Here is a 23112-nt window from a genome sequence, read left to right on the forward strand (position 1 = left end):
CGTCAGCGCTGGCCCGACTCGTCGGGCTTGGCGTAGACGTGGGTGAGGTCGCGGCGCAGGGCGGCGGCCCCGTGCAGGTACACGTGGGTGACCTCGTCACGGGGCCGGTCGGTCTCCACGTGCGCCATCAGGCGGATCACCCGGGGCATCGCGCCCTTGATGTCCAGCTCCTGGGCGCAGATGAGCGGCACGTCGGCCATCCCCATCAGGCGCGCCGCGTACGCCGGGAACTCCGAGTGGATGTCCGGGGTCGCGGTGAAGATCGCGCTGACGAAGTCCTCGTCGGCGAGGTCGTTGGCGTGGAGCACTGTCTTCACCAGCTCGGTCACCCGCTCCAGCAGGTGCTCGCGCTCGTCGACTTCCAGCTGGGTGGCGCCGCGTACGGCCCTGATCGGCACAAGGTCCAGTGTAGGTGCCGTCCGGCTCGGGCGTTGCTCCGGGATTGCGGTCTCGCCCGTCAGTCCGGGGTCGCCGCGACGCTGTTGGCCCGCAGCCAGTCCTGGTAGTGGGGGCGGCGGCTGGCGTACGCCCAGTACGCCTGCCGCGCCAGCCGCACCAGGCGGTCGAACAGGTGCGCGACCGGCGCGTCGCCGCGGCACACCAGCAGGTGCCGCATCTTGACCGGGTCGCCGGTGAGCGGCTTGACCACCACGCCGTCAGTGCTGTCGAAGACCGCCTGGCAGGCGGCGATCGCCCTCCGCGTGGCGACCAGTTCCCGCAGCGGCAGCGCGTCGGCGACCGTGTACAGCACGCGCGGGGTGAATCCGGCCTGCTCGCAGGCGACCAGGAAGCAGTCGGGCCAGCCCGACCCGTCCGGCGGGCTCAGCGCCCACGGCTCGTCGGCGAGCTCGGCCAGGTCGACCGAGTCCCGGTCCGCCAGGCGGTGCCGCTGCGACATCGCGACGAACACGGGCTCGACCGCGACCACCTCGGCCAGCACCGACACCGGCTGGCGCAGCAGGAAGCCGGGATAGTCCACCATCGCCACCGCGTCGAGGCGGTCGGCCAGCAGCAGGTCCCACAGCAGGCGCGGCGAGTACTCGGTGGTCAGCCGGACCTCGGCCTCGGGCAGCAGGTCGCTGAGGCGGTCGGCCAGGCCCACCGACACCGCGCCGGCGATGCCGCCGAGCCGGATCACCGGCCGCTGCGCGGGGGTGTGCTGGCGGGCGCTGCGGCGCAGCTCCTCCACCGCCAGCACGATGCCGCGGGCCCTGGTCAGCAGGTACTGGCCCAGCGGGGTCGGGGTCACCCCGTGCCTGCCACGCAGGAAGACCTGGGCGCCGAGTTCGCGCTCCACGCGTTGCAGCTGCGCGGTCAGCGCCGGCTGCGAGACGCCCAGCAGGGTCGCGGCCCTGGTCAGGCTACCGGCGTCGGCGATCGCGCACAGAGCCTGCAAATGGCGCAATTCGAGCTCCATCGATGCCACGTTATGCCACCCGCGCCGCGCGCGGAAGGCGGTCGCGAGCCGTATTCGCGCGCGCCCATCACCCGGCGGTTATGGCGAGCCGGGATTGCCGCCCCGGCCGGGCGGGCCCGCACAGTGAACGCCAGCCAGACACGGTCATCGATGTCCACGTGGGGCACGGCCCGGCTGGCGTGCCCCGTACCCCCTCATAGAGGAGGCGCCCATGCGCCGACGTCCCCTGCCTCTCCTCGCGGCCGCGCTGCTGGCCGCGGCCCTGACCCTCACCTCCGCCCCGGCCGCCGCCGTGCCCGCGCAGTCCGACCGGCAGTGGCGGGAGGTGTTCTCGGCCGACGGCACCATCACCCCGATGCTGCTGCCGACCGAGCGCACCGGTGCCATGAGCGCCGACAGCCGGGCCGCCGCCGCGGCGGCCTCCGTCGTGGCGATCCAGGACACCGGCCCGTCCAGCGAGCGGTTCGACCTGGTCATCGTCGGCGACGGGTACACCTCGTCGCAGATGGGCCTGCTGCGTCAGCACGCCCAGGCCAAGTGGGACGAGATCGCCGCCACGGCCCCGTGGAGCACCTACCGCGGCTCGGTCAACGTGTGGCTGGTCGAGGTGGTGTCCGCGGAGTCCGGCGTGGACAACGACCCGACCCAGGGCATCAGCCGCAACACGGCGCTGGACATGTACTTCTGGTGCGGCAACATCGAGCGGCTGCTGTGCCTCAACGAGACCAAGGCCAAGCAATACGCCGCGCAGGCCCCCGCCGTCGACGCCATCGTCGCGGTCGGCAACACCAGCAAGTACGGCGGCGCCGGGTACCCGAGCCTGGCGACCGTGGCCGGTGCCAACGCCCAGGCCGGGCAGATCGCGATCCACGAGCTGGGACACTCGGTGGGCGGGCTGGCCGACGAGTACTGGACCGCCGGGACCACCTACACCGGCGCCGAGCCGACCGAGCCCAACGTCACCAAGTCGTCGAGCTGCGGCAAGTGGTCGGCCTACGCCGGGCGGGCGACCCCCGACGGCGGTGTGATCGGCTGCTTCCAGGGCGGCCACCAGTACGCCAACGGCATCTACCGGCCGTCGCAGGACTCGCTGATGCGCACCCTCGGCAAGCCGTTCAACCTGATCGGCCTGGACGCCATGGACCGCGCGATCCGCTCGAAGATCGGCGGCAGCGGCACGGTGTGCACCGGCTACCAGAACACCCGCACCGGCAGCCTGGCCGCGGGCGGTTCGGTCTTCCAGCCGGACGGGACGTACTACTACACCGCGAACTCCGGCACCCACCGCGCCTGCCTGGACGGTCCCACCGGCGCCGACTTCAACCTCCAGTTGCAGAAGTGGAACGGTTCGGCCTGGGCCGCCGTCGCCACCGCCGCGACCAGCGGCCCTGACGAGGTCCTGACCTACAGCGGCACCGCGGGCTACTACACGTACCTGCTCCAGTCGGTGACCGGGTCCGGCTCGTACACCTTCGGCTACAGCGTCCCCTGACCCTGTGCGTCCGCGGCACACGTGTGGAGGTGTATGTACACCTCCACACGTGTGAGCCGCCGCGGATGCTGCCGTCAGGGCGCGGTCGGCGCGCCGAGGAAGGCCAGCACCCTGGGCCAGCCGTCCCGGCGGGCGGCGGCGTCGCCCGCCCGGCTGCCGCCCATGTCCAGCTCCGCGCCGGTCAGCGGGTGGGTGGGCCGGACACCTGCGGGCAGGTACGGGAAGGTGCCGACCAGGTGCCCGGCGCCGGGGTAGATCAGCACGCGGGCACCGCTGCCGCCCAGCGCCAGCGCGGCCGCAGCCGAGGGCCACAGGCCGTCGGCGTCCCCGGCGATCGCGAGCAGCGGCACCACCGCTTTCAGGCGGGTGCCCGGTGAGACCGGCGCGGCGTGCAGGGTCCAGGCCTCGGCACCCGACGGATAGCCGGCGTGCACGGTGTCGGTCGGGGCGTACGCCACGATGCCGCGCACCCAGCGCGGGAACGCCTCGGCCGACAGCAGCGCCGCCTCGGTGCCCCGGGAGAAGCCCAGCAGGACGACCGGCAGGCCGCTGAGCTCGTGCAGTCGCGTGATGGCCCGGTCGAAGTACTCCAGTGGCACGTCGCGCAGCGCGCCGGGCAGCCCGGGGCGGGCGAAGTAGGCCAGGGCGAGGGCCGGGACGCCGTGTGAGGCCAGCAGCGCGGCGGTGTACTTCTCCCCGTTGCCGCCCTCGGACCCACCGAACGCGAGCACCGCGACGCCGTGCGCCGTGGCCGGCGGGGCGAAGTAGACACCGTCGAGTCCGTCACCGCCGGGCGTGAGCACCTGGTGGGTCACGCCCGCGCCGGTCCAGATCCGGTGCAGGACCCGCCCGCCGGCGGCACGTCGGCCGTCCCACACGGTCAGCTTCACCTCGTACGACGCCGCCGCCTCGGGGAACAGCGGCAGGAACTGGACCCGGTCGGGGTCCCCGGCAGGCGGGACCAGCGACGAGAACAACCCCATGCCGTCGACCCCGGAGTAGGTGCCGCCCAGCGAGGCAGCCCGGTCGAGGTCGACGGTGCCGGTGCCGTCGGCGGTGAAAAGAGCCTGCGAGCGCCACTGCGAGCGGTCGTAGGCGGCGGCCGTCAGCCTCACCGTGACCGCGCGACCGGCTGGGATGCCGTACAAGCGGATGTGCACGGGCTGGTCGGCGAGCGCGTCGGGGGCGTCGATCGCGACGCTGGCCGACCAGTCGCGGTCCGGACCGGCCGAGGCGGTGGCGGCGAGCAGGATCACGGCCGCACCGAGCAGGCCGGACATCCACCACCGTCGCATGATGGCGACCCTAGCCGCCGACGGCGACCGCCGCGACGGCTTACGTGTCCGGAGTGGACATGGTGCAGGTCACAGGGTGTGCGCACGCTCACGGGGGTTCTGTCGGCTGCCGGTGGCGCACGTGTCGGCTTCGTGCCTCGGCCGCGGTGGCGGCGGTGGTCGAATCGTCGGCGACCACAGCGGACAGTCCGTCCGCGGCTTTCGAGGAGAAGAAGACCCATGCGGCTCCACCGGGCCACCGCCGCACTGCTCGCGTCCGCCATCGCGTTCGCGTCCCTGGCACTGGCGCCCACCGCGGCCGGCGCCGACCCCGACCTGTTCTACTCGTCGTACGGCATCGCCAAGGCCAACGAGGCGGTCGACAACCTGAACCTGATCGGCTGGCCGGGCGAGAACACGTACAACTACTACCCGGGCAAGAACGGGCACCCGAGCGGGGCCAACTCCGTGGTGTGGGGCACGCCGGGCTCGCCGTACACGTACGAGGCGAAGACCACGTGCGCGCCGTTCGTGACGATGTCGCTCAAGGCCGCCTACAGCTGGGCCGACGACACGTACTTCAGCACGTACCTGGGCAGCACCAGCCCGACGTCGGCGCAGTACTACGCGAAGTTCGCCGCCGACACGGTGCCGAACCTGGCGCGGCGGACGAAGGTCACCGAGCTGATCCCGGGCGACCTGATCGCGATCAAGTACAGCGGCAGCGACTCCAGCGCGGGCGACCCGACCGGGCACACGGCGTTCTACTCCGGGCGCACCCAGGTCGAGCGGGACGGCAACGCCGCGACGATCGAGTGGGCGGTCAGCGTGGTGGACGCGACCAGCAACCCGCACGGCGTGGCCAGCACCAACCCGGCCTCGACGTACCTGAACTTCCCCGACACCCGCGCGGCGGGCGCGACCGAGTACGACGGCGTGGGCAAGGGCTACCTGGTCGTCCAGGCCGACGCGACCGGTGCGGTGCTCGGGTACTGGTGGGGCATCAACGAGAACGTGACGTCGCAGTTCCACGCGGTCGCCGACCGGCCGATCGCGTTCGCGCACCTCGTCGCGACGGCTTGATCAGCCGGTACGACGACGCGGCGCCGCGCGGACCCGTAGCGAAGTTGCCGGGCAATCGGGGGTATCCGGACCCGCCGGGTGCCCGATTGCCCGGCAACTTGCGAGAGGTAGGGTGCGGCCGAACCCGATGACGGGCACCGGATTCGGCCGCACTGCCGCAGGTCAGACCGGCGAGCAGGTCATGGTCGGTACGGCGTTGCCGCCGCTGGGCGCGTTGCCCAGGAAGCCGAACGCCGTACTGGCCCCTGCCGCGAGACTGCCGTTGTAGGAGACGTTCTTGGCGGTGATCGAGGTCCCCAGGGTGGCCGCGGTCGCGTTCCAGACCTGCGTGATCGACTGCCCGTTGGTGAAGCTGACGGTGACCGTCCACTTCGTGATCGCGGCCGAACCCGCCGTCACCTTGACCTCGCCCTGGAACCCGCCCGGCCACTGGTTGGTCAGCGTGTACGACGCCGAGCAGCCGCCGGGCAGCGGGGAGGACGACGGGGACGCCGACGGCGACGGGCTGGGCGAGCGCGAGGCCGACGGGGACGGGGAAGGCGAGGCCGACCGCGACGGCGACACCGACGGCGACGGGCTGCTGGTGCCGCCGAAGTTCACGTCGCTGCAGAAGTAGTACGACTGGTCCAGGTGGCTGGCCTGCCAGATCGTGTACAGCATGTGGCGGCCGGTGCGGCCCGGGGCGTTGCCGTTGACCAGGATCGACACGCCGCCGCCGCTCTCGGCGGTCCACTGCGAGGCCGGGGTGTTGCCGATCTGGCCGACCAGCTCCAGGTCGCTCCACTTCAGCGGCTGGGTGACCGGGTTGAACCCCTGCTTGGTCGCGTAGACCCAGATGTAGTCGGCGCCGTGCAGGGCGCCGTCGAACAGCTTGATCCGGAAGTTGTTGCTGATGTTCTGGGCCTTCCAGTCGCCGACCGTGTCCAGTGAGGCGTAGAAGCCGTTCTGGGTGCGCCCGGCGCTGCACAGCTGGCCGTCGGGGATGGCGGCCTGGTGGTTGCCCGCGACACCCTCACGGAACAGGGAGTTCCAGTTCCACATGGTGTTCGGGTTGGCCTGCCAGGCCTGCCAGCACATGGGGTCGAGGGTGGCCATCTGCGGGTTCTGGAAGTCGCTGCCCCAGCGCTGCCAGCAGCCGTAGTTGCGCGAGGCCGGGTCGACCACGTTCCCGTGGGCGTCGGCGACCTTGGCCAGGGCCGTGGTGATCAGCAGGATCGAGGTCAACGCCACGACCAGCGACGAGATGATCAGTCTGCCGCGCGTGGCGGCGATTGCGGACATGATGACTCCAAGACATCGTGGGTACGGATGTCACGCGCGCTGGAGTGGCGCGGGGCCCGGTCCGCTGACGCCTGGTACGCGCGTGGTCGGACTGCGTCGGTCGGATGCGTGCCCGGCACCCGAACCGGTCATGTGGCTGCGTGGCTCCCGCAGCATGCCCGGCTAAACTTTACACATTACAATAAATGTGTCAATGAATGCGCGGATCGGCGCGGTCCCGCCAGCCGCTAGCCTGGCCCGGTGGATCAAGCAGCACCGCTCCCGTTCGACCCGGTCCCGCCGACCCTGCCGGTCGTCGAGCAGTTGGGTCGCATCGCCGAGGCCCGCCCGTGGCTGGCCCGCCTGCCCGAACTGATCGAGCAGGCGCGCGACCGCTTCGGGCTCACCCTGTCCCCGCCGCTGCACGGCGGCAGTTGCAGCTGGGTTGCCCCGGCCCGGCTGCCCGACGGCACCCGCGCCATCGTCAAGATCGCCTGGCCGCACCCGGAGATGCAGGGCGAGGCCGCCGCCCTGCGGCACTGGCACGGCAGCGGCGCCGTACGGCTGCTGGCCCACGATCCGCAGCATCACGTCCTGCTCCTGGAACGCTGCGAACCCGGCCTGCCGCTGGGCGACTCCCCCGCGCCCGCCGCCGAACGCCTGCGCATCGGGGCGGAGCTGCTCAACCGGCTGTGGGAGGCCGAGCCACCCGGCGGGTTCGACGCCCTGGACGCGGTGACCGCGCACTGGGCCGACCTGGTGGACGAGCGCATGGCCCGCCTGCGGCCCGGCTACGACCCCGGCCTGGTCGCCGAGGGCGCGCGGCTGCTGCGCGAGCTCCCCGGCACCGCCGGACGCCGGGTGCTGCTGCACGGCGACTTCAACCCGGGCAACGTGCTGTCGTGCGGCGACGGCCGCTGGGCGGCGATCGACCCGAAGCCGATGACCGGCGACCCCGCCTACGACCCGTGGCCGCTGCTGGAGCAGGTCGACGACCCGTTCGCCCGGCCCGATCCGGCCCGGGTGCTGGCGGCGCGCCGCGATCTGCTGGCCGAGGCGCTGGCCCTGGACCCGGCCCGGATCATCGCCTGGGCGGTGGCGCGCCGGGTCGAGACCGCCCTGTGGCTGGCCCACCACGGCGACGTGGGCGGGGGCGCGGCGGTCATGGGCGAGGCCCGCGTCCTTGCCGACCTGTGACCGCCCCAGCCGGGGTTTCCGGCTGGGGCGGCCGGGCGGTCAGAGGTGCGAGATGACCAGGTGCCCGGTGGGGTCGAAGTAGGTGTAGTAGTGGTAGTCGCCGTCGGCGGGCTGCCCCACTCCGGCGGCGGCCTGCTCGCCCAGGTCGCTGGCGTAGAAGCAGGTCGGGATGCAGCCCTCGGAGTAGCCGTAGAAGACCGAGCCGTTGTCGCCGCGGAAGGTGATGTACAGGTCGGCGGTGGCCGAGGACAGGCCGGGGGCGGCGATGCTGCCGACCGGGGCGTTGACCTGCGACCGGTGGCTCAGCGTCGCCGCTGCGGTGAACGAGCCGACCTGGATGCTGTGCGCGGCGTCGCCCGGGGTCCAGGCCAGCACCAGGCCCAGGTTGCTGCTGCCGCTGTCGTCGTAGACCAGTGCCGGACCCGCGACGCTGGTCTCCGGCAGCACCACCCGGTTGGTCAGCGTCATGGTGCCGCCGCCGGCGCAGGCGGTGCTGTTGAGACGGCCGACGTTGAGGTGACCGGCGGTGTCCGTCCAGGCCAGATAGCGGACCCCGGCGGGATCGGTGGCCAGGGCGGGCGCGTGCGTGGAGACGACCCCGGCGAAGGAGGTCCGGCAGGTCAGCGCCGCCCCGGTCGTGTACGCGGCGGTCAGCGTGTTCCCGTTGTCGCCCGCGGGCCAGGCCAGGTAGACCCCGGTGCCGTCCGCGTCCAGCGCGGCACCCTCGCCCTGCGGGACCCGCTCCGTGCCGGGCACCTTGGTGATGCGCAGACCGGCGCTGGTCGAGTAGCCGACGACCAGTTCCTTGGCGGCGGCGGTGCCCGAGGATCCGGCCCAGGCGATGTACATCCGGGTGCCCACCAGGGCCAGGGCGGGTCGGCCGCTGCCGGTGTTGCCGAGGGTCAGCGCGGAGGCCGGCGCCGCGGCGCCGGTGGCCAGCAGCATGGCGGCGATCGTGACGGCGCCGAAGTGCAGCGCGAGCCGTCGACGGTTCATGTATGGACTCCAGGGAGTAGGAGGACACGGCCGGAGATTCGGAGAGCGCTCTCCGGCCGGGGCTAAGTCTCCGTTGGACGGTCCGCCACCGTCAAGAAGGCCGGTCCGGGTCGGCGAACACCGACCGATGCGACGGGCCTACGCCGGGCTGAGCGGCTGCGGCACCGGCGCGGTCGCGGGTGTCTCGGCGCGGCCGGAACGCCAGGCCAGGATGCCGCAGCCCGCGGCGGCCACCGCGCACACCGGCCACAGGGCCGCGGGGGCCAGTCCGTACAGGGCGGCGCCCAGCGGGGCGGCGAGCATGGTGCCGCTGGTGGCGGCGGCGGTGTAGAGCCCCTGGTAGCGGCCGGTCAGCCCGTCGGGCGCCCGGTCGAGCACGTGGGCGGTCGCGGTGGTCTTGTAGAGGATCTCGCCCGCGGTGAGCACCACCATCGCCGCGATGACCGTCCCCGCGGCCGTGCCGAGGCCGAACATCGCCATCCCGGCGCCGACCAGGGCATACCCAATGCCGAGGATGGCAGGGGCGGACCGGCGCCGCAGCAGCATGGTCACCGGGATCTCCAGCAGCAGGATCAGCCCGGACCCGACCGCGATGAGGGTGGCGTAGAGGGTGAGCTGCCGGCCGTGGTCGCGCAGGTACACCGGCAGCGTGGAGTACAGCTGCCGGTACACGACATCCATCACCACGATCGCGGGCAGCAGCGCCAGCAGCGCGCGGTCGGTACGCAGCGTGGGCCACAACCGGGGCAGCGCCCGCGCCGACGGCGCGGCCGGGGCCGGTTCGGCCCGCAGCAGCAGCGCGGTCGCGGCGCGGACGGCGAGCAGGACCAGCCCGTCGATGACGAACAGCGCGGTGAAGTGCTCGACCGCCAGCAGCGCGCCCAGCGGCGGCCCGATGACGCAGCCCGCGTTGAACGCCGCCCGCCCGATCGCGACAGCCCGGCGGCGGTCGCCGGTCGGCACCGCGAGCGCGGTCAGCGCGCCCTGGGCGGTTCCCGCGGTGGCCCCGCTGTAGCCGAGCACCGCGGTCGACACCGCGAGCAGCGCCACCGGGGTCCACGGCACGAGCAGCGTGACGACCCCGGCGACGGTGGAGGCGAGCAGCAGGATGCGGCGGTGGCCGTACCGGTCGCCGAACCAGCCGCCGGTCAGGTTGCCCGCCAGCAGGCCGACGCCCAGCGCCCCGCTGATCAGCCCGGCCTGGGTCAGCGACAGGGCGCGCGGCCCGGTCAGGTAGAGGAACAGGAACGTGAAGACGAAGGAACCGGCGGCGTTGACGAAACGGCCGACGGCGAGGATCCACACGATCCGGGGGATGTCGCGCACGGCCGCACCCTATGCCCATGATCACGGTCTCGGCAAAGGCGTTCGGGTCGACCAGGCCGACCAGGGAGGGCTTTCCCAGCTGATGATCGCTGCCTGCGGTCGTGCCGTTGGCCACCAGCCCACCATCCGACCGCCGATGCCGATCAAGGACCGCACGCGGCCGCCCGGTCAGGCGGTCTCGGCGACAGCTGGTTCGGCGGCGCCGCCCAGCGGCGACGCGGGCAGCCAGCGGGCGGCCAGCAGCCCCGTCAGCACGATCGGGAGCGCGAACAGCGCGGAGACCGCCGCCACCGTCGCGCCGATCGCGACCGGGGACGCGTGCCAGCGTTCGGCCAGGGCGCTGCCGCCCGCCATCGCCGCCATCATCAGCGCCAGCACCAGCGGCACCCCGGCCGTGGCGACGCCGAGGTCCCGGACCAGCAGCGGCACGTACTCGTCGAACGCGGCGAGCGCGGGGACGGTCGCCGCGACCACCAGCGCCCGGCGCACCGTGCGGTCGCCGCGGGCCTCGGCGAGTCCGCCGCGCAGTTTCGCCAGGTAGTCGCGCAGCCCGTCGCCGACGCGTTCGGCTTTGGGCTGCTCGGGCAGGGCCAGTGCCGCGACGGCGCTGCCCAGGCAGGCCAGGACGCTGCCGATCGCGATGAGGGCGTATCCGGCGCCGAAGCGCTGGCCGAGGGCGTACACCGGGGCGGCCAGCAGGGTGGCGGCGAGCATGGCCAGCATCGCCAGGGTCGCGGCGCGCGACGCGATCGCCTTGTACCGGTCGGCGGCGCCGATCGCGGCCAGCTCGTCGTAGAGCAGCGCCTCCTTGGTGCCGGAGCTGGCGGCGCTGCGGACCGCCCACAGCACGAATCCGAGGGCGAACCCGTAGTAGGTCGGCCACAGCCACCAGACGGCGAACCCGGCCGCGCGCAGCAGCGCGCCGAAGGCGAGCAGCCTGCGGCGGGAGAACGCGTCGGCCCAGGCGCCCGAGGGGACCTCCAGCGCGAACGCCACGCCGCCCCAGATCAGGAACAGGGTGGTGATCTCGGCGGTGCTCAATCCCACGTCGGCGAACAGCAGGGCGTACACCGGGAAGAACAGCACGCCCTCGTCGCAGGCGCGCAGCGTGCAGTAGAGCCGGGTCAGGCGTTTCACCGAGGGCGCGGGCGGGCGGGTTCCGGCCGGTCCCGAGATCGTCACGGGGCCAGCGTCGCCGATGGCCGATCGACGGTGCAACACGGTTGTTTGACGGTCGTGGGTCGGCGCTCATAGCATCGACGCGGATCGCCTTCCGGGCAAACCGTCGCGCCGCGGCGGTCGGCACGCCTTTCGGGAGTCGGCGGGTCGCAGGCGTCCGCACTTCGCGCGACCGCCGTACCCCTTGGGCAGGGTGCGTCACGGCGCGCACGCCCGTTGAGGACCCCACGTGCATCCACTGTCCTGGAAACGCCTGCACGCCGGTCTCGGCATGCTCGTGCTGGCCGCCGCGCTGCCCGCCGCGGTCATCGCCCTGTCCCCTGAACCGGTCCGCGCCGCGGACCCTGTCACCGTCCTGACCAGCGACTTCGAGGACGGCACGGCCCAGAGCTGGGCCATGCGCGGCACCGTCGAGGTCGTCGCGAACAGCACCGCGGCCGCGCACGGCGGCAGCCGCAGTCTGCTCACCAGCGGCCGCACCGCCGCATGGAACGGCCCGAGCCGCAACCTGCTGTCCACCGTCACCCGGGGGGTGCGCTACACGTTCTCGGCGTGGGCGCGGACCGCGACCGGGGCGGGCACCGCCCAGCTGCGTATGAGCGTGGAGCGGCGCCTGGGCACCACCGTCAACTACGAGCAGGTCGTCAACAGCACCAACGTGACCGAGTCGGGCTGGACCCAGCTGACCGGCTCGTACACGCTGGCCAACGACGCCGACTTCTTCGCCGTGTACGTCGAGACGGTCAGCGGCACGGCCTCCTTCCACATCGACGACTTCACCCTGTCGTACGTCCCGGCGAGCCCGATCCAGACGAACATCCCGTCGCTGAAGACGGTGTTCGCCAACGACTTCCCCATCGGGGCGGCCGTCGGGCGCTCGGAGCTGCTGGCCGAGCACGGACAGCTGCTGGCCAAGCACTTCAACTCGCTGACCCCGGGCAACGCCCTGAAGTGGGACGCGACCGAGCCCACCGAGGGCGTGTTCAACTACACCGACGCGGACGCGATCGTGGCGTTCGCGAAGGCCAACGGCATCAAGGTGCGCGGGCACACGTTCGTGTGGCACCAGCAGACGCCCGCCTGGGTGTTCAACGACGCCAGCGGCCAGCCGATGACCGCGACCGCGGCGAACAAGACGCTGCTGCTGTCGCGGCTGGAGGCGCACATCCGGGCGGTCGGCGCCCGCTACGCCAACGACATCTACGCCTGGGACGTCGTCAACGAGGTCATCGACGAGAACCAGTCCGACGGGCTGCGCCGCAGCACCTGGTACAACATCACCGGCCTGGACTACATCCGGACCGCGTTCCGGGTGGCGCGGCAGGTGGCGCCCAACGCGAAGCTGTACATCAACGACTACAACACCAACGTGGCCGCCAAGCGCGACAAGCTGTACGCCCTGGTCAGCCAGCTGAAGTCGGAGGGGGTGCCGGTCGACGGGGTCGGCCACCAGATGCACGGCAACGTCGACTGGCCGACCGGTGCCGACGTCGACGCGATGATCGCCAAGTTCATCCCGCTGGGGGTGGAGCAGCAGATCACCGAGATGGACACCAGCATCTACACCAGCTCGTCGGAGAGCTTCACCACCGCGCCCGCCGAGCGGCTGACCCGCCAGGCGGCCCGGTACAAGGCCTGGTTCGACGTGTACCGCAAGTACAAGGCGAACCTGACCTCGGTGACGCTGTGGGGGCTGGCCGACGACAACACGTGGCTGGACAGCTACCCGGTGAGCCGCAAGGACTTCCCGCTGCTGTTCGACGTGTCGTTGCAGGCCAAGGAGGCATACTGGGCGATCGTCGGCACGGCCTCACCGTCGGCCCCGGCTTCGCCGAGTGCGTCGCCCAGCGCGTCGCCGAGCCCGTCGCGCAGCGCCTCGCCCAGCCCCTCGGCGAGCCCGTCCGCGTCGGCCAGCCCGTCCCCGTCGACGAGCACGCAGCCGGTCGGGTGCCGGGTGAAGTACACGATCACCAACCAGTGGAACACCGGGTTCCAGGGTGACGTGACGATCACCAACGCCGGGTCGGCGCCGATCACCGGGTGGACCCTGCGCTGGACGTTCGCCAACGGCCAGGTGGTCAACCAGTCCTGGAACGGCGCCTACACCCAGACGGGGGCGAACGTGGCGGTGACCAACGTGAGCTGGAACGGCACGATCGCGCCGCTGGCCAGCCAGTCGTTCGGCTTCCTGAGCAGCTGGAGCGGCGCCAACGCGGTGCCGACGTCGTTCACCCTGAACAACACCACCTGCTCCGCGGCCTGAGCCCGAGCCGGCGCGGGTGCCTTCCCGGCACCCGCGCCGGCTCGCTCAGGAGGAGCGCCGGCGCCTGCGGGCGCGCCTGGTTCCGGCCGGTGCCTGGCCCGGTCGCGGGCCGAGGGGCGCACGCTCCGGGGCCGGCCGCCGCGACACCCAGACGATGCGCAGCCCCACCACGGTCAGCAGGATGCCCGCTCCGGCCACCGGCAGCACCAGGGTCCGGGCGAGGCCGTAGTCGGTATGCCCGGACGCGGTGACGAAACGGTCGGGCCGGGCAGGGTCGTACCAGAGGGCGGTCGACCCCTGCGGGCAGTCCTCGACCGCCCTGACGCACTCGAAGCCCTGCCGCCTGCCCACGCCGTCGACCCGGTAGTCGACCACCAGGTGCTCGTGTTTGGAGCCCGCCCAGTCGAACCGGCCGACCGTCTGCACTCCGGTGGTGCGCAGGCGGTGTGCTTCGAGCCGCCGGTCGACGTACCACCAGGACGTCAAGCCGAGCAGCAGCACACCGGCGACCAGGATCAGAGGTATCCGTCCCCGCATACGCCGATGATCCTCGGCCGCGTCAAGGGCCGGGTGGGGCGCGGGTGCCTCCCAGTACCCGCGCCCCCGCCTGTCAGACGCGGGTGATGCGGACCGCGTCGGCGATGACGTAGCCGGTGCCGCTGGTCCAGCGGCTCACGCCGACCTTGTTGCCCGCCCCGGCCGCCAGCGTGAACGTCCCGATGTTCACCCACTGGCCGCCGTTGGCCTGCTGGTTCACGTACACCGACTGGTTGCCGCCGGTGGCGGCCACGATGTACGGGGCGAGGTTGTTGTAGCCGGGGTCGGCCGGGTACCACACCGAGATCTGGTACGCGCCGGTCGTGGGCAGGTCCGCCTGGAACCAGGCGACGTCGCTGGAGCTCACCGGCGAGGCGAACCGGTAGTCGGCCCCGTTGCGCTGCGGCGAGTAGGACGAGGTGCCCCAGTTGGCGCTGGCGGTGAAGCCGCCCGCGGTCGCGTTGTCGACGGTCACGCTCCACTGCTGCGGCGAGCCCGGGGCGACCAGGTCGAGGTAGTCGTGGTCGATGTTCATCGTCACGCCGCCCCATGTCTCGTTGCCGCCGCCGGTGTACTGGTGCACCCGCTGGTGGTCGGCCCAGTACGCGTCCGGGCAGTAGGTGCCCCCGTCGGTGTCGGCGACCCCGTTCCACCAGGCGATCCACAGCTGGTCGACCCGGGTGTAGGCGGGGTTGTCGTACTCGGCGCACACGTCCTTGATGCCGGAGTTGCCGCTGGAGTACATCCCGGACACGAAGCCCAGCTCGTGCAGCCGCTCGGTCCAGCCGGACAGGAACGACAGCACCGCCGCCTTGCACGAGGCGCCCGTCGGGTACGCCTCCATGTCGTTGAAGATGGTGCTGCCGGCGCCGAGGCCCAGCGCCTGCGCCGCGCTGACGGAGCTGTTGGCCGCGGTGCGGCCCTGCGACCGGGCCGTGGTCGGGTCAGCGGACATCTTCGGGGCGCGGGTGCCGCACGGCGCCTGGTAGCCCAGTTCGATCGGCATCAGGTGCCAGCCGTTGGCGACCTGGTTGGCGACCCAGGTGGCGGTGAGGTTCGGCTGGGAGCACGAGCGGCTGGCCCCGCTGATGTAGATGCCGACCGCCCGGTACGGCGAGCTGGTGCGCCAGGCGTTCATGTTCGACTGCGACGGGGCGGCGCAGGTCTCGAAGCCCTTGCCGGTGTAGGTCCCCGGCTGCGGGGCGGTGACGGCCAGCGGCGCGGCAGCGGCCACGGTGACCTGGTTTCCGTTGCTGGTGACGGCGTTGCGGCCGCCGAGCTGCTGTGCCGGTGCGGCCGTCGCGGCGGCGGCCACGACCAGCACCGCCGCCGTGACCACACCTCCGATGCGTGCCAAAGCCCTTCCCATCCGCGCGCCTCCCTGAAGATTTCCTACAACTGATCGCTGTTGCTAGAAGGCTTTTACCACACATCGAATGCCATCGGTAGATGCACGTGGCAGCACGCCTCAGGCCCAGCAGGCAACGACCATCGTCATTGGACGATGGTCGGCATGGATGAACTGTGCGGCAGGCCGATCCCGGCGATCGAGGCCCCGCGAATTGTGTCCAGACCGTGATCCGGTCGGGCCGGTCCGGCAGATCCGGAGAACGGGCTCAGCCCGGATCGGGGTCGGCGGGTCGGCGCGGTCGCGCCGCCGTCACCGGGCGATACGGACGACGGTCAGGGCCACGTCGTCTTCGAGCCGGTCGCCGAACCGGTCCAGGATCTCGTCGCAGAGGTCCTCGGCGGACAGGTCCTGGCGATCGGTGACCGCTTCCAGCAGGTGCTCCGGCGAGTGGGTGCGGTCGGGTAGGCGGCGCTCCACCAGACCGTCGGTGAACAGCACGAGCGCCGCGCCCGGCGGCAGCTCGACCGTGTGGTCGTGCCGGGCCACGGTGCTCACGAAGCCCACCAGCGGCTCCGGCCGCGCCGCCAGCGCGTGGGCCTGCCCGGAGGGCAGCAGCAGCACCGGGGGCGGGTGCCCGGCGTTGGCCCAGCGCAGCACCCGGACCCCGTCCCGCACCGGCTCCAGCTGGGCCAGCAGCACGGTGGCCATGGTGCGGGGGCCGAGCACGGCCATCGCCCGGTCCAGCGCGGACAGGATCGCCGACGGCGGCGACTGGACCGTGAAGGCGATACCCCGCAGCAGGTTGCGGATCTGCGCCATCTCGGCGGCCGCCCGCCGGTCGTGCCCGCTGACGTCGCCGATCGCCACGGTCAGCTGCCCGTCGGGCAGGGCGAACGAGTCGTACCAGTCACCGCCGACGTGCGCCCGCTCGGCCGCGGGCCGGTAGCGGACGGCGATCTCCACCCGGTCGTCCACGGCCGGCTCGGTCAGCAGGCTCAGCTGGAGCGTCTCGGACATCTTGCGCTCCAGCTCCGCGACCCGCCGCTCGGCCTGGTGCCCGGCGATGCGGGCGACGGCCTCGGCGGTGGTGGACCCCACCAGCCGCAGAAAGGTGCGGTAGCCGTCGTCCACCGCCAGCGCGTCGCTCAGGCACGCCGAAAGCACGAACTCCACCGGCGGGTCACCGACGGCGGGCAGCGGCACCCGCACCAGCGGCCCGTCGGCAGTACGCAGGACGGTCAGGTCGTCACGCTTGACGTCGTGGCCGTCGTGGCCGTCGTGGCCGTCGTGGCCGTCGTGGCCGTCGTGGCCGTCGGGCAGCCGGTGGACGCGCACGTCCGACACGTCCGCCGCCGCGGGTTCCAGCGCCGCCGCGACCCGCTCCGACAGCAGCTCCACGTCGTCGAGTTCGGCCAGCGTCTGTGCCAGTCGGCCCAGAGCCTCCAGCCTGCGCCTGGTCACGACCCGGCCCGTCGCCTCCTCGGTGATGTCGATGACGCCCTCGATCACGCCGCCCGCCCCACGCACCGCCGAGTACGCGAAGGTGAAGTGGCACTCCTCCAGGAAGCCGTGCCGGTGCAGGTCCAGCCGCACATCCTGCATCAGCACCGGGCCGCCGCCCTCGCGTACGGAGTCCAGCAGCGGGCCGATCACATCCCAGGCCTCCGGGAACACGTGCTCGGCGGGGCGGCCCAGCGCCGCCGGGTGCTTGCCCGCGATCAGCTCGACGTACGCCTCGTTGTAGAGCAGCACGTACTGCGGCCCCCAGAGCAGGGTCACCGGGAAGCGGCTGTTGAGGGTGATGCTGAGCGCCGTACGCAGCGTCGGGCCCCACTGCTCCGGTGGTCCGAGCGGGGTCGCCGCCCAGTCGACCCGCTCATAGCTGTGGAGCAGACGGCCGGCGTCACGGAACACGGCGACCACCAGGCACGACCCTCACGAATCGATCTTAGGAGACCATCCGGGACGCCGCCCGCATTCGGCGGCTAGGAGTCGGTATCGGGGCGCAGGCTGTCCAGCAGCGGGGCGAACCGCTGAGACGCGTCGAACAGGGCCTCGGGGCCGAGCCGGTTGGCGTGCAGGTGCGACAGCAGTTCCATGCCCAGGTACATGGCGACCGCGGCCGTGGCGAGCTCTCGCACCGGAATCACCTCGGCCAGCGGCGTCCCCGCCAGCAGGCCCTCGATGGTGTCGGCGGCGAAGTCCTGCCAGACCGCGGTCTGGACGCGCACCTGCTCGGCCAGCCGCGGGTTGCTGTTGGCGGCCGCGACCAGCTCCTGCACCGCCGCGATGTGCCCCTCGGCGCCGTCCTCGGCGTACAGCCGCCGCAGGCGTTCCAGCACGTCGGCGAAGGAGGCCGCCCCGGCCAGCTCGGCCCGGTAGCGGGCCAGCCGGGCGTCGCTGGTGAACTGGGCGGTCGCCACGAGCAGGTCGTCGAGGTCGGCGAAGTGGTAGTAGATGACGCCGGGCGCGAACCCGCCGGTGCGGGCGATCGCGCGGGCGGTGGTGCGCCCGTATCCCTCGGCGGCCAGGGTGGTGACGGCCGCCCGCAGGACACGGGCGCGGGTGTCGGCGCGGGGCACCTCAGATCACCCGGACCGGCCTGACCCCGGCGCGCGCGAGGTGCGGATCGAGGCGGCGGGCCAGTTCGGGCAGGCGGTGGCTGGGGATCTGCGGGTACAGGTGGTGCTCCAGGTGGTAGGTCAGTTCCAGGAAGACGGCGGGGATGATCCTGCCGCGCAGCGTACGCGTCTGGGTCAGCGGGTCGTCGCCGTACCGGTGGTGCGGCAGGTAGACGGTCAGCAGCGGATACACCCAGCTGCCGACGACCGCCATCACCGCGTAGACGAGCAGGCCCGGGGTGTACGGCCACAGCAGCACCCCGCCGGCCAGCACCGCGACCGGCATCACCGCCTCGACCAGCAGCCACGCGCGGCGGCGCGCGTCCCCCGCGGCGCGGCGGAACGCCCACCACCACAGCCGCCCGAGGAACACCGGCCCGTACGCGATCGCGCCGAGCAGGGTCAGCCTGGCCGGGTAGCCCTCGGGGTCGTCGTCGGACGGGAACAGGCGGTGGTGCTGCAGGTGGGTGTCGCGGTAGGCGTGGCCGCTCTCCAGCAGCACCACGCCCATCGCGAACAGCGCCCACTCGGTCTGGCGCGCGGTCAGCCCGAGGCTGCGGTGCACCACGTCGTGGGTGACGGTCACGACCGCGACGAACACCCCGAACACCAGCAGCGGGGTCAGCCACCACCAGCCGCGCCAGGCCGCGAGCACGAACAGCCCGACTCCGGCGTACGGCCGCAGCAGCGCCAGCCAGCGCCGCCGCCCCGTCACGGGCAGCAGGTCGGCGCCGACCTCGGCCAGGCTCGGCAGCCCCGGGGCGCTCACCGGGCCACCGCCGCGGTGTCGCGCCGCACGCCGTCGGCGACGATCCGGCTGCCCAGCACGCAGGCGACGGTCCCCAGACCGGGCCAGGTGCTGTCGCCGACGAGCCAGAACCCGGGCAGGGCGCTGCGGTGGCCCAGGGCGTGCTGGTTGGTGTTGGCCGGCGTCTGCCGTACGCCCCCGACCGCCCCTCCTGGCCGCCCGGTGAACCGCTGGTAGCTGCGCGGCGTGCCCACCTGGCACACCACGGCCCGCTCCCCCAGCCTCGGGTAGGCGCGCCGGGCATACCCGATCAGCCGCCGCCCGATCTCCTCCTTGCGCACCGCGTAGTCGGCTTCGGACAGCCCGGCCCAGTCGCCCAGCTCGGTGTGCGTGGAGATCATCACGGCGCGGTGGCCGGGTGGGGCGCTGTCGAGGTCGCCGGGGCCGGACACCGACACGAACATGTTGTTGCCCTCCCCCAGCGGCCGCGCGTAGTCGTGCAGCAGCTGGTGGTGGGTGAACTCGTGCTCGGCCACCTCGTCCTCGGGCACCCCGAGGAACACCACGACCGCCCCGCCCAGGTCGGGTTCGTCGCGCCGCAGGTACGGCCCGAGCCCGGCGGCCACCTCCGGCGGCGCGAGCGCGGCGGTCAGCTGGGCCGGGACGGCGCTGACGACGGTCGCGGCGGTGACGGTGCCGCGCGGGGTGTGCACCGCGAACGCGCCCGCCCGGCCGGTGACCTGCTCGACGCGGCAGCCGGTGCGCAGGTCGCCGCCGAGGCTGCGGTAGTGGGCGACCAGGCGGCGCCAGAAGCCGTGCATGCCGCCCCGGTGGCGGCTCAGGCCCGCGCCCCGGATCGTGACGCCGAGCGCCGCGTTGATCAGCGGCGCCCGGTCGACGGCGCTGTGCACCGTGTCCTCCACGAGCATGCCGAGCAGTGCGACGAGGCTGTCCTGCCCGCGCAGGCCGTGGCGGCGCAGCTCGTCGCCCAGCGTCCGGTTCAGGTGCCGGGCCAGCGGCCAATGGCGCAGGCCGACGGCGCGCAGGTCGTGCAGGGCGTCGGCGGGGGTGCGTACGGGCAGGCGGATGCCGGCGCGGCTGGCCGACCAGAACACGTGCGCCAGGTGGTCGAGCCCGGCCCAGAAGCGGCGGTGGGCGCGGGTGTCGCCGAGGGCGCGCAGCCGCTCGGCGTGCCAGCGGGCCGGGTCGCGGTGCAGGGTGACGGTGCGGTCGGGCAGCCAGGCGACGTATCCGGGCAGGTCGTGGCCGTCCAGGCCGGTCAGGCCGGTGGCGTCGAGCAGTTCGGCGCCGACGCCGCCGGGGGCGAAGTCGACCAGGGTGGTGGCGCCGACGTCGAAGGAGAAGCCGCGGTGGCGGTAGTAGCCCGCGCAGCCGCCCGCGTGGCCGTGGGCTTCGAAGACCACGGTGGACAGTCCGTCGGCCTGCAGGCGCAGGGCGGTGGCCATGCCGGACATGCCGCCGCCGATGACTGCGACGTCGCAGCGCCGCGGCAGGGCGCGCGGCGGGCGGGTGCCCGCCGGGACGAGGTTCTGAACATCTGTTCTGAACATACGTTCAAATTAGAGTCGTTCCCGCCTCCCGTCAACGGGCACAACGGCTTCCGGCCGCGGACACCGCGCCGCCCGGCAACCGGACCGGTCGGCTCGGGCGTTTCGATGCGCATGAGAAACGTCTTGATCCCTGTCCGGCAGGCCCTGATCGCCAGCCTTCTGCTGGCCGGGGCACTGACCGCAGCCGCCGGGTGCGGCGGCCCGGGATCGGCGCAGCCGACGGATCCGGCCGCGGCCGCGCGGCAGCAGGTCATCGACACCGCCGACGCGGACTGCCTGGCCGACCGCGGGCCGCTCGTCGTCGTCACCGGCGCTGGGCAGAACATGACCGCCGCGATCGAGGCGGGCAGCGGCGACACCGGCGTGGTGCTGCTGCACCAGGTCGACGGCACGATGTGCCAGTGGTACCCGTACGCGCTGGTCCTGGCGCAGAAGGGTTACCGGACGCTGGCGCCGGACATCACCTCCCGCGACGCCGTGGAGGTCGCCCAGGCCGCGATCGCCCACCTGCGAGCCGAAGGCGCCAAGCGGGTGTTCGTCCTCGGAGCATCGCGCGGCGGCACCATCGCCCTGGCCGCGGCAGCAGCCACCACGCCGCCCGTGGACGGCGTGATCGCCCTGTCCGCGCCGACCGTGTACGACGCCAACGCCACGACCGCCGTGAAGACGCTGGCCGTGCCCACCATCTTCGCCGCCGGGGACCTCGACGGCACCTTCCCCGACCACGCCAGGGAGCTGTACAGCCTGTCGGTCTCCACGCACAAGCGGCTGATCATCCGCTCCAGCGCCGACCACGGCGTGTCCCTGCTCGGCGGCGACCTGGACGACATCGTCCTGGCCTTCCTGACCGACCCGGTGTCGGCCACCGCGGCCGGGCAGTCCTGAGCCCGAGCCGCCGCCCGTCGGACCGAGCCGCGCCGCGTCCGGCCGGCCGGCCTCGCAGTGTCCGGCTCACACGTGTGGGGTTGTGGCCACAACCCCACACGTGTGACGTCGCGGACGAGGTCGGCCCCCGCTGGGGCGCCGACGGCGGCTGCGGTCAGCGCGTCCGGACCGGCAGCTGGAGGTAGGACGGGGTCGCTGCGCCGGTGTGGATGACGTGCCGGCCGCTGTTGGCGCCGACGTACTCCCGGATGCCGGGCATCATCGTGCCCAGCAGGTTGCGGGCGCTGACGATGAACCGCAGCTGCTCCCCCGGGCTGAACCTCAGGCCGACGGGCAGCAGGTCGATCTCGATGTCGACGATCTGCCCTGCGGACAGCTTCTCGACGCGGTCGAAGGTGTGCGCCGGGACGTCATCGGTCGACAGGGCCGGGTCGAGGTGGCGCGCCGAGACGCGCAGCCGGCCGTCGGAGCCCTTGTAGCGCAGGATGGTCGCGCCGTGGTCGGTCAGGTCGTGGGCCATCGCGCTCTGGTTGGGCACCGTGAAGGCGGCCAGGGGTGTGCCGTACGCGTCGAGTTTCTGCACCAGGACGAACAGGTCCATGTCGTCGGCGTCGCGCGCCTCCACCCACAGGTGCGCCTTGGGGTAGCCGACCAGCACGGTCTCGACGTCGAACCGGGTGATGAAGGAGACCGCGCCCGGGTTGGCGTCCGCCGTGTACGCCGCCTCGGCCTGCTCGGACGGGGCCGTGACGCTCAGCGAGCGGGATCGGGCGTCGAGGTAGAACCGCTGCGAGACGGTGCCTTCGGGCGGAAACGTGTCGGCGGGCACGCCGACCTCGTCGCCGCCGCGCAGGTCGAGCACGGAGTAGCGGACGTGCGGCGTCTGCTCCCAGCCGTTGTCGACGCCCTTGAGGTAGTGGTCGAAGAAGCGGCGCAGGTCCTCGACGTTCGCCGCGTCGTAGTAGTCGGGCCACTCCTGGCTGTTGTGGATGCGCAGCCACTTGTCCGGCGAGGCCATGCGCCGCCAGGCGCGGAACGTGCCGGCGGTGTGCAGCGTGTTGGAGTAGCTGGCTACCACGTAGGCGGGCACGGCGATCCGGTCGAACTCCGGGATCTTGTCGGCCCACAGCTCGTTCATCAGCGGGTAGCGCTCGGCCTCGGCCAGGACGTCCTCCTTGCGGCTGCGGCCGAAGAAGCTCCCGTGCTGCAACTGCGCGGCGAACCCGGTGTCGGGCATCCCGCCCCGCAGCACCAGGTCCCGGTAGACGTCGCTGACGCCCTCCCACGGGTTGATCGCCGCCAGGTGCGGCGGCTGCTCGGCGGCGGTGAACCACTGCGCGACCGCGAGGTAGGAGGTGCCGCTCATGCCGACCTTGCCGGTGCACCACGGCTGGACGGCCAGCCATTCGACGAGGTCGTAGCAGTCCCGGCCCTCCTGGCGGTCCCACAGCACGCTGTCGCCGTCGGAGTCGACGACTCCGCGCACGTCCGGGTTGCAGACCGCGTAGCCCTGGGCGCACCAGTACGCCGGGTCGGGTGCCTCGAACTTCGCCAGTCCGGAGACGGTCTGGTTGCTCAGCCCGACGAGACCGAAGACGCCCATCACACTGGCCGAGGTGCCCTGGCCCTTGCCGTACGGGCTCCACGCCACGATCACCGGCACCTGCTCGTCCCCGGCGGGCCGGAAGACGTCGACGTGGATCGTCACGCCGTCGCGCAGGGTGACCGCGACGTCCTTATCCAGCACGACGTCGACCGGCAGGTCCCGGAACTGGGGGGCGATCCGGAAACCGGCCTCCAGCGTCTGGGTGCCCGGTGCGAAGCCGGTCAGCACCCCGGTGCGGGCGGCGGGCAGCGGCCCGGAAGCGGTGTACATCGTCAAGTCACTGCTCATCGCGGACTCCTTCAGCGG

At 72.7% G+C, this 23112-nt stretch carries 19 protein-coding genes; 5 read left to right on the forward strand and 14 right to left on the reverse strand.

Going from position 1 to position 23112, the window contains the following annotated elements; all coding sequences use genetic code 11:
* Positions 1-2: 2 nt before the first annotated feature.
* Together aroH and Cs7R123_RS21360 are read right to left on the reverse strand one after the other, a co-directional pair.
* Positions 3-398, reverse strand: a complete 396-nt coding sequence (gene aroH / locus Cs7R123_RS21355; RefSeq protein WP_212829482.1) for a chorismate mutase — start codon at positions 396-398, stop codon at positions 3-5.
* Between the two features lie 59 nt (positions 399-457).
* Positions 458-1417 carry a LysR family transcriptional regulator gene (locus Cs7R123_RS21360; RefSeq protein ID WP_212829483.1) on the reverse strand — a complete coding sequence of 320 codons (960 nt, stop codon included), beginning with the start codon at positions 1415-1417 and terminating at the stop codon, positions 458-460.
* A 211-nt stretch (positions 1418-1628) separates the two neighbouring features.
* Here Cs7R123_RS21360 and Cs7R123_RS21365 point away from each other — a divergent pair, with 211 nt between their 5' ends.
* Complete coding sequence (locus Cs7R123_RS21365) at positions 1629-2909, forward strand: M64 family metallopeptidase (protein WP_212829484.1); 1281 nt, start codon at positions 1629-1631, stop codon at positions 2907-2909.
* A gap of 74 nt (positions 2910-2983) precedes the next feature.
* Here the strand turns inward: Cs7R123_RS21365 and Cs7R123_RS21370 are convergent, their stop codons facing one another.
* Complete coding sequence (locus Cs7R123_RS21370) at positions 2984-4204, reverse strand: acyl-CoA thioesterase/bile acid-CoA:amino acid N-acyltransferase family protein (RefSeq protein WP_212829485.1); 1221 nt, start codon at positions 4202-4204, stop codon at positions 2984-2986.
* A gap of 219 nt (positions 4205-4423) precedes the next feature.
* Here Cs7R123_RS21370 and Cs7R123_RS21375 point away from each other — a divergent pair, with 219 nt between their 5' ends.
* A complete protein-coding gene (locus Cs7R123_RS21375) occupies positions 4424-5266 on the forward strand; it encodes a hypothetical protein (RefSeq protein ID WP_212829486.1) in 843 nt (280 codons plus the stop codon).
* Between the two features lie 162 nt (positions 5267-5428).
* Here the strand turns inward: Cs7R123_RS21375 and Cs7R123_RS21380 are convergent, their stop codons facing one another.
* Entirely contained in the window at positions 5429-6547 is a 1119-nt protein-coding gene (locus Cs7R123_RS21380) for a lytic polysaccharide monooxygenase (protein WP_212829487.1), read from the reverse strand.
* A 240-nt stretch (positions 6548-6787) separates the two neighbouring features.
* Between Cs7R123_RS21380 and Cs7R123_RS21385 the strand changes: the two genes are divergently transcribed.
* Positions 6788-7723, forward strand: coding sequence for an aminoglycoside phosphotransferase family protein (locus Cs7R123_RS21385; RefSeq protein WP_212829488.1), 936 nt, complete (start codon positions 6788-6790; stop codon positions 7721-7723).
* 39 nt (positions 7724-7762) lie between these two features.
* Here Cs7R123_RS21385 and Cs7R123_RS21390 read toward each other — a convergent pair whose 3' ends face one another.
* The 3 genes from Cs7R123_RS21390 to Cs7R123_RS21400 all read right to left on the reverse strand — a co-directional run bounded on the left by Cs7R123_RS21390 (position 7763) and on the right by Cs7R123_RS21400 (position 11227).
* Positions 7763-8719, reverse strand: a complete 957-nt coding sequence (locus tag Cs7R123_RS21390; protein ID WP_212829489.1) for a hypothetical protein — start codon at positions 8717-8719, stop codon at positions 7763-7765.
* A gap of 138 nt (positions 8720-8857) precedes the next feature.
* Positions 8858-10045, reverse strand: a complete 1188-nt coding sequence (locus Cs7R123_RS21395) for an MFS transporter (RefSeq protein ID WP_212829490.1) — start codon at positions 10043-10045, stop codon at positions 8858-8860.
* Positions 10046-10213: 168 nt separating this feature from the next.
* On the reverse strand, positions 10214-11227 hold the full coding sequence (locus Cs7R123_RS21400; protein WP_212829491.1) for an MFS transporter: 1014 nt from the start codon (positions 11225-11227) through the stop codon (positions 10214-10216).
* 226 nt (positions 11228-11453) lie between these two features.
* Between Cs7R123_RS21400 and Cs7R123_RS21405 the strand changes: the two genes are divergently transcribed.
* Positions 11454-13487: an endo-1,4-beta-xylanase gene (locus Cs7R123_RS21405; RefSeq protein ID WP_244872062.1), complete on the forward strand. Its 2034-nt coding sequence runs from the start codon at positions 11454-11456 to the stop codon at positions 13485-13487.
* A gap of 45 nt (positions 13488-13532) precedes the next feature.
* Here Cs7R123_RS21405 and Cs7R123_RS21410 read toward each other — a convergent pair whose 3' ends face one another.
* The 6 genes from Cs7R123_RS21410 to Cs7R123_RS21435 all read right to left on the reverse strand — a co-directional run bounded on the left by Cs7R123_RS21410 (position 13533) and on the right by Cs7R123_RS21435 (position 20315).
* On the reverse strand, positions 13533-14024 hold the full coding sequence (locus Cs7R123_RS21410; RefSeq protein WP_212829492.1) for a DUF3592 domain-containing protein: 492 nt from the start codon (positions 14022-14024) through the stop codon (positions 13533-13535).
* Between the two features lie 73 nt (positions 14025-14097).
* Complete coding sequence (locus Cs7R123_RS21415) at positions 14098-15393, reverse strand: glycoside hydrolase domain-containing protein (protein ID WP_212829493.1); 1296 nt, start codon at positions 15391-15393, stop codon at positions 14098-14100.
* Between the two features lie 291 nt (positions 15394-15684).
* On the reverse strand, positions 15685-17289 hold the full coding sequence (locus Cs7R123_RS21420; protein ID WP_212829494.1) for a PP2C family protein-serine/threonine phosphatase: 1605 nt from the start codon (positions 17287-17289) through the stop codon (positions 15685-15687).
* 71 nt (positions 17290-17360) lie between these two features.
* Positions 17361-17957, reverse strand: a complete 597-nt coding sequence (locus Cs7R123_RS21425; protein ID WP_212829495.1) for a TetR/AcrR family transcriptional regulator — start codon at positions 17955-17957, stop codon at positions 17361-17363.
* Between the two features lies 1 nt (position 17958).
* Positions 17959-18765: a fatty acid desaturase gene (locus tag Cs7R123_RS21430; protein ID WP_244872063.1), complete on the reverse strand. Its 807-nt coding sequence runs from the start codon at positions 18763-18765 to the stop codon at positions 17959-17961.
* Positions 18762-20315, reverse strand: a complete 1554-nt coding sequence (locus Cs7R123_RS21435) for an NAD(P)/FAD-dependent oxidoreductase (RefSeq protein WP_212829496.1) — start codon at positions 20313-20315, stop codon at positions 18762-18764. The genes Cs7R123_RS21430 and Cs7R123_RS21435 overlap by 4 nt, the downstream gene beginning before the upstream one ends.
* Before the next feature lie 123 nt (positions 20316-20438).
* Between Cs7R123_RS21435 and Cs7R123_RS21440 the strand changes: the two genes are divergently transcribed.
* Positions 20439-21200, forward strand: coding sequence for an alpha/beta hydrolase (locus Cs7R123_RS21440; RefSeq protein WP_212829497.1), 762 nt, complete (start codon positions 20439-20441; stop codon positions 21198-21200).
* A 154-nt stretch (positions 21201-21354) separates the two neighbouring features.
* Here Cs7R123_RS21440 and Cs7R123_RS21445 read toward each other — a convergent pair whose 3' ends face one another.
* Positions 21355-23094 carry a CocE/NonD family hydrolase gene (locus tag Cs7R123_RS21445; protein ID WP_212829498.1) on the reverse strand — a complete coding sequence of 580 codons (1740 nt, stop codon included), beginning with the start codon at positions 23092-23094 and terminating at the stop codon, positions 21355-21357.
* Between the last annotated feature and the right edge of the window lie 18 nt (positions 23095-23112).

It is taken from the genome of Catellatospora sp. TT07R-123 (genome assembly GCF_018327705.1).
In the GTDB taxonomy this organism is placed as follows: Bacteria; Actinomycetota; Actinomycetes; order Mycobacteriales; family Micromonosporaceae; genus Catellatospora.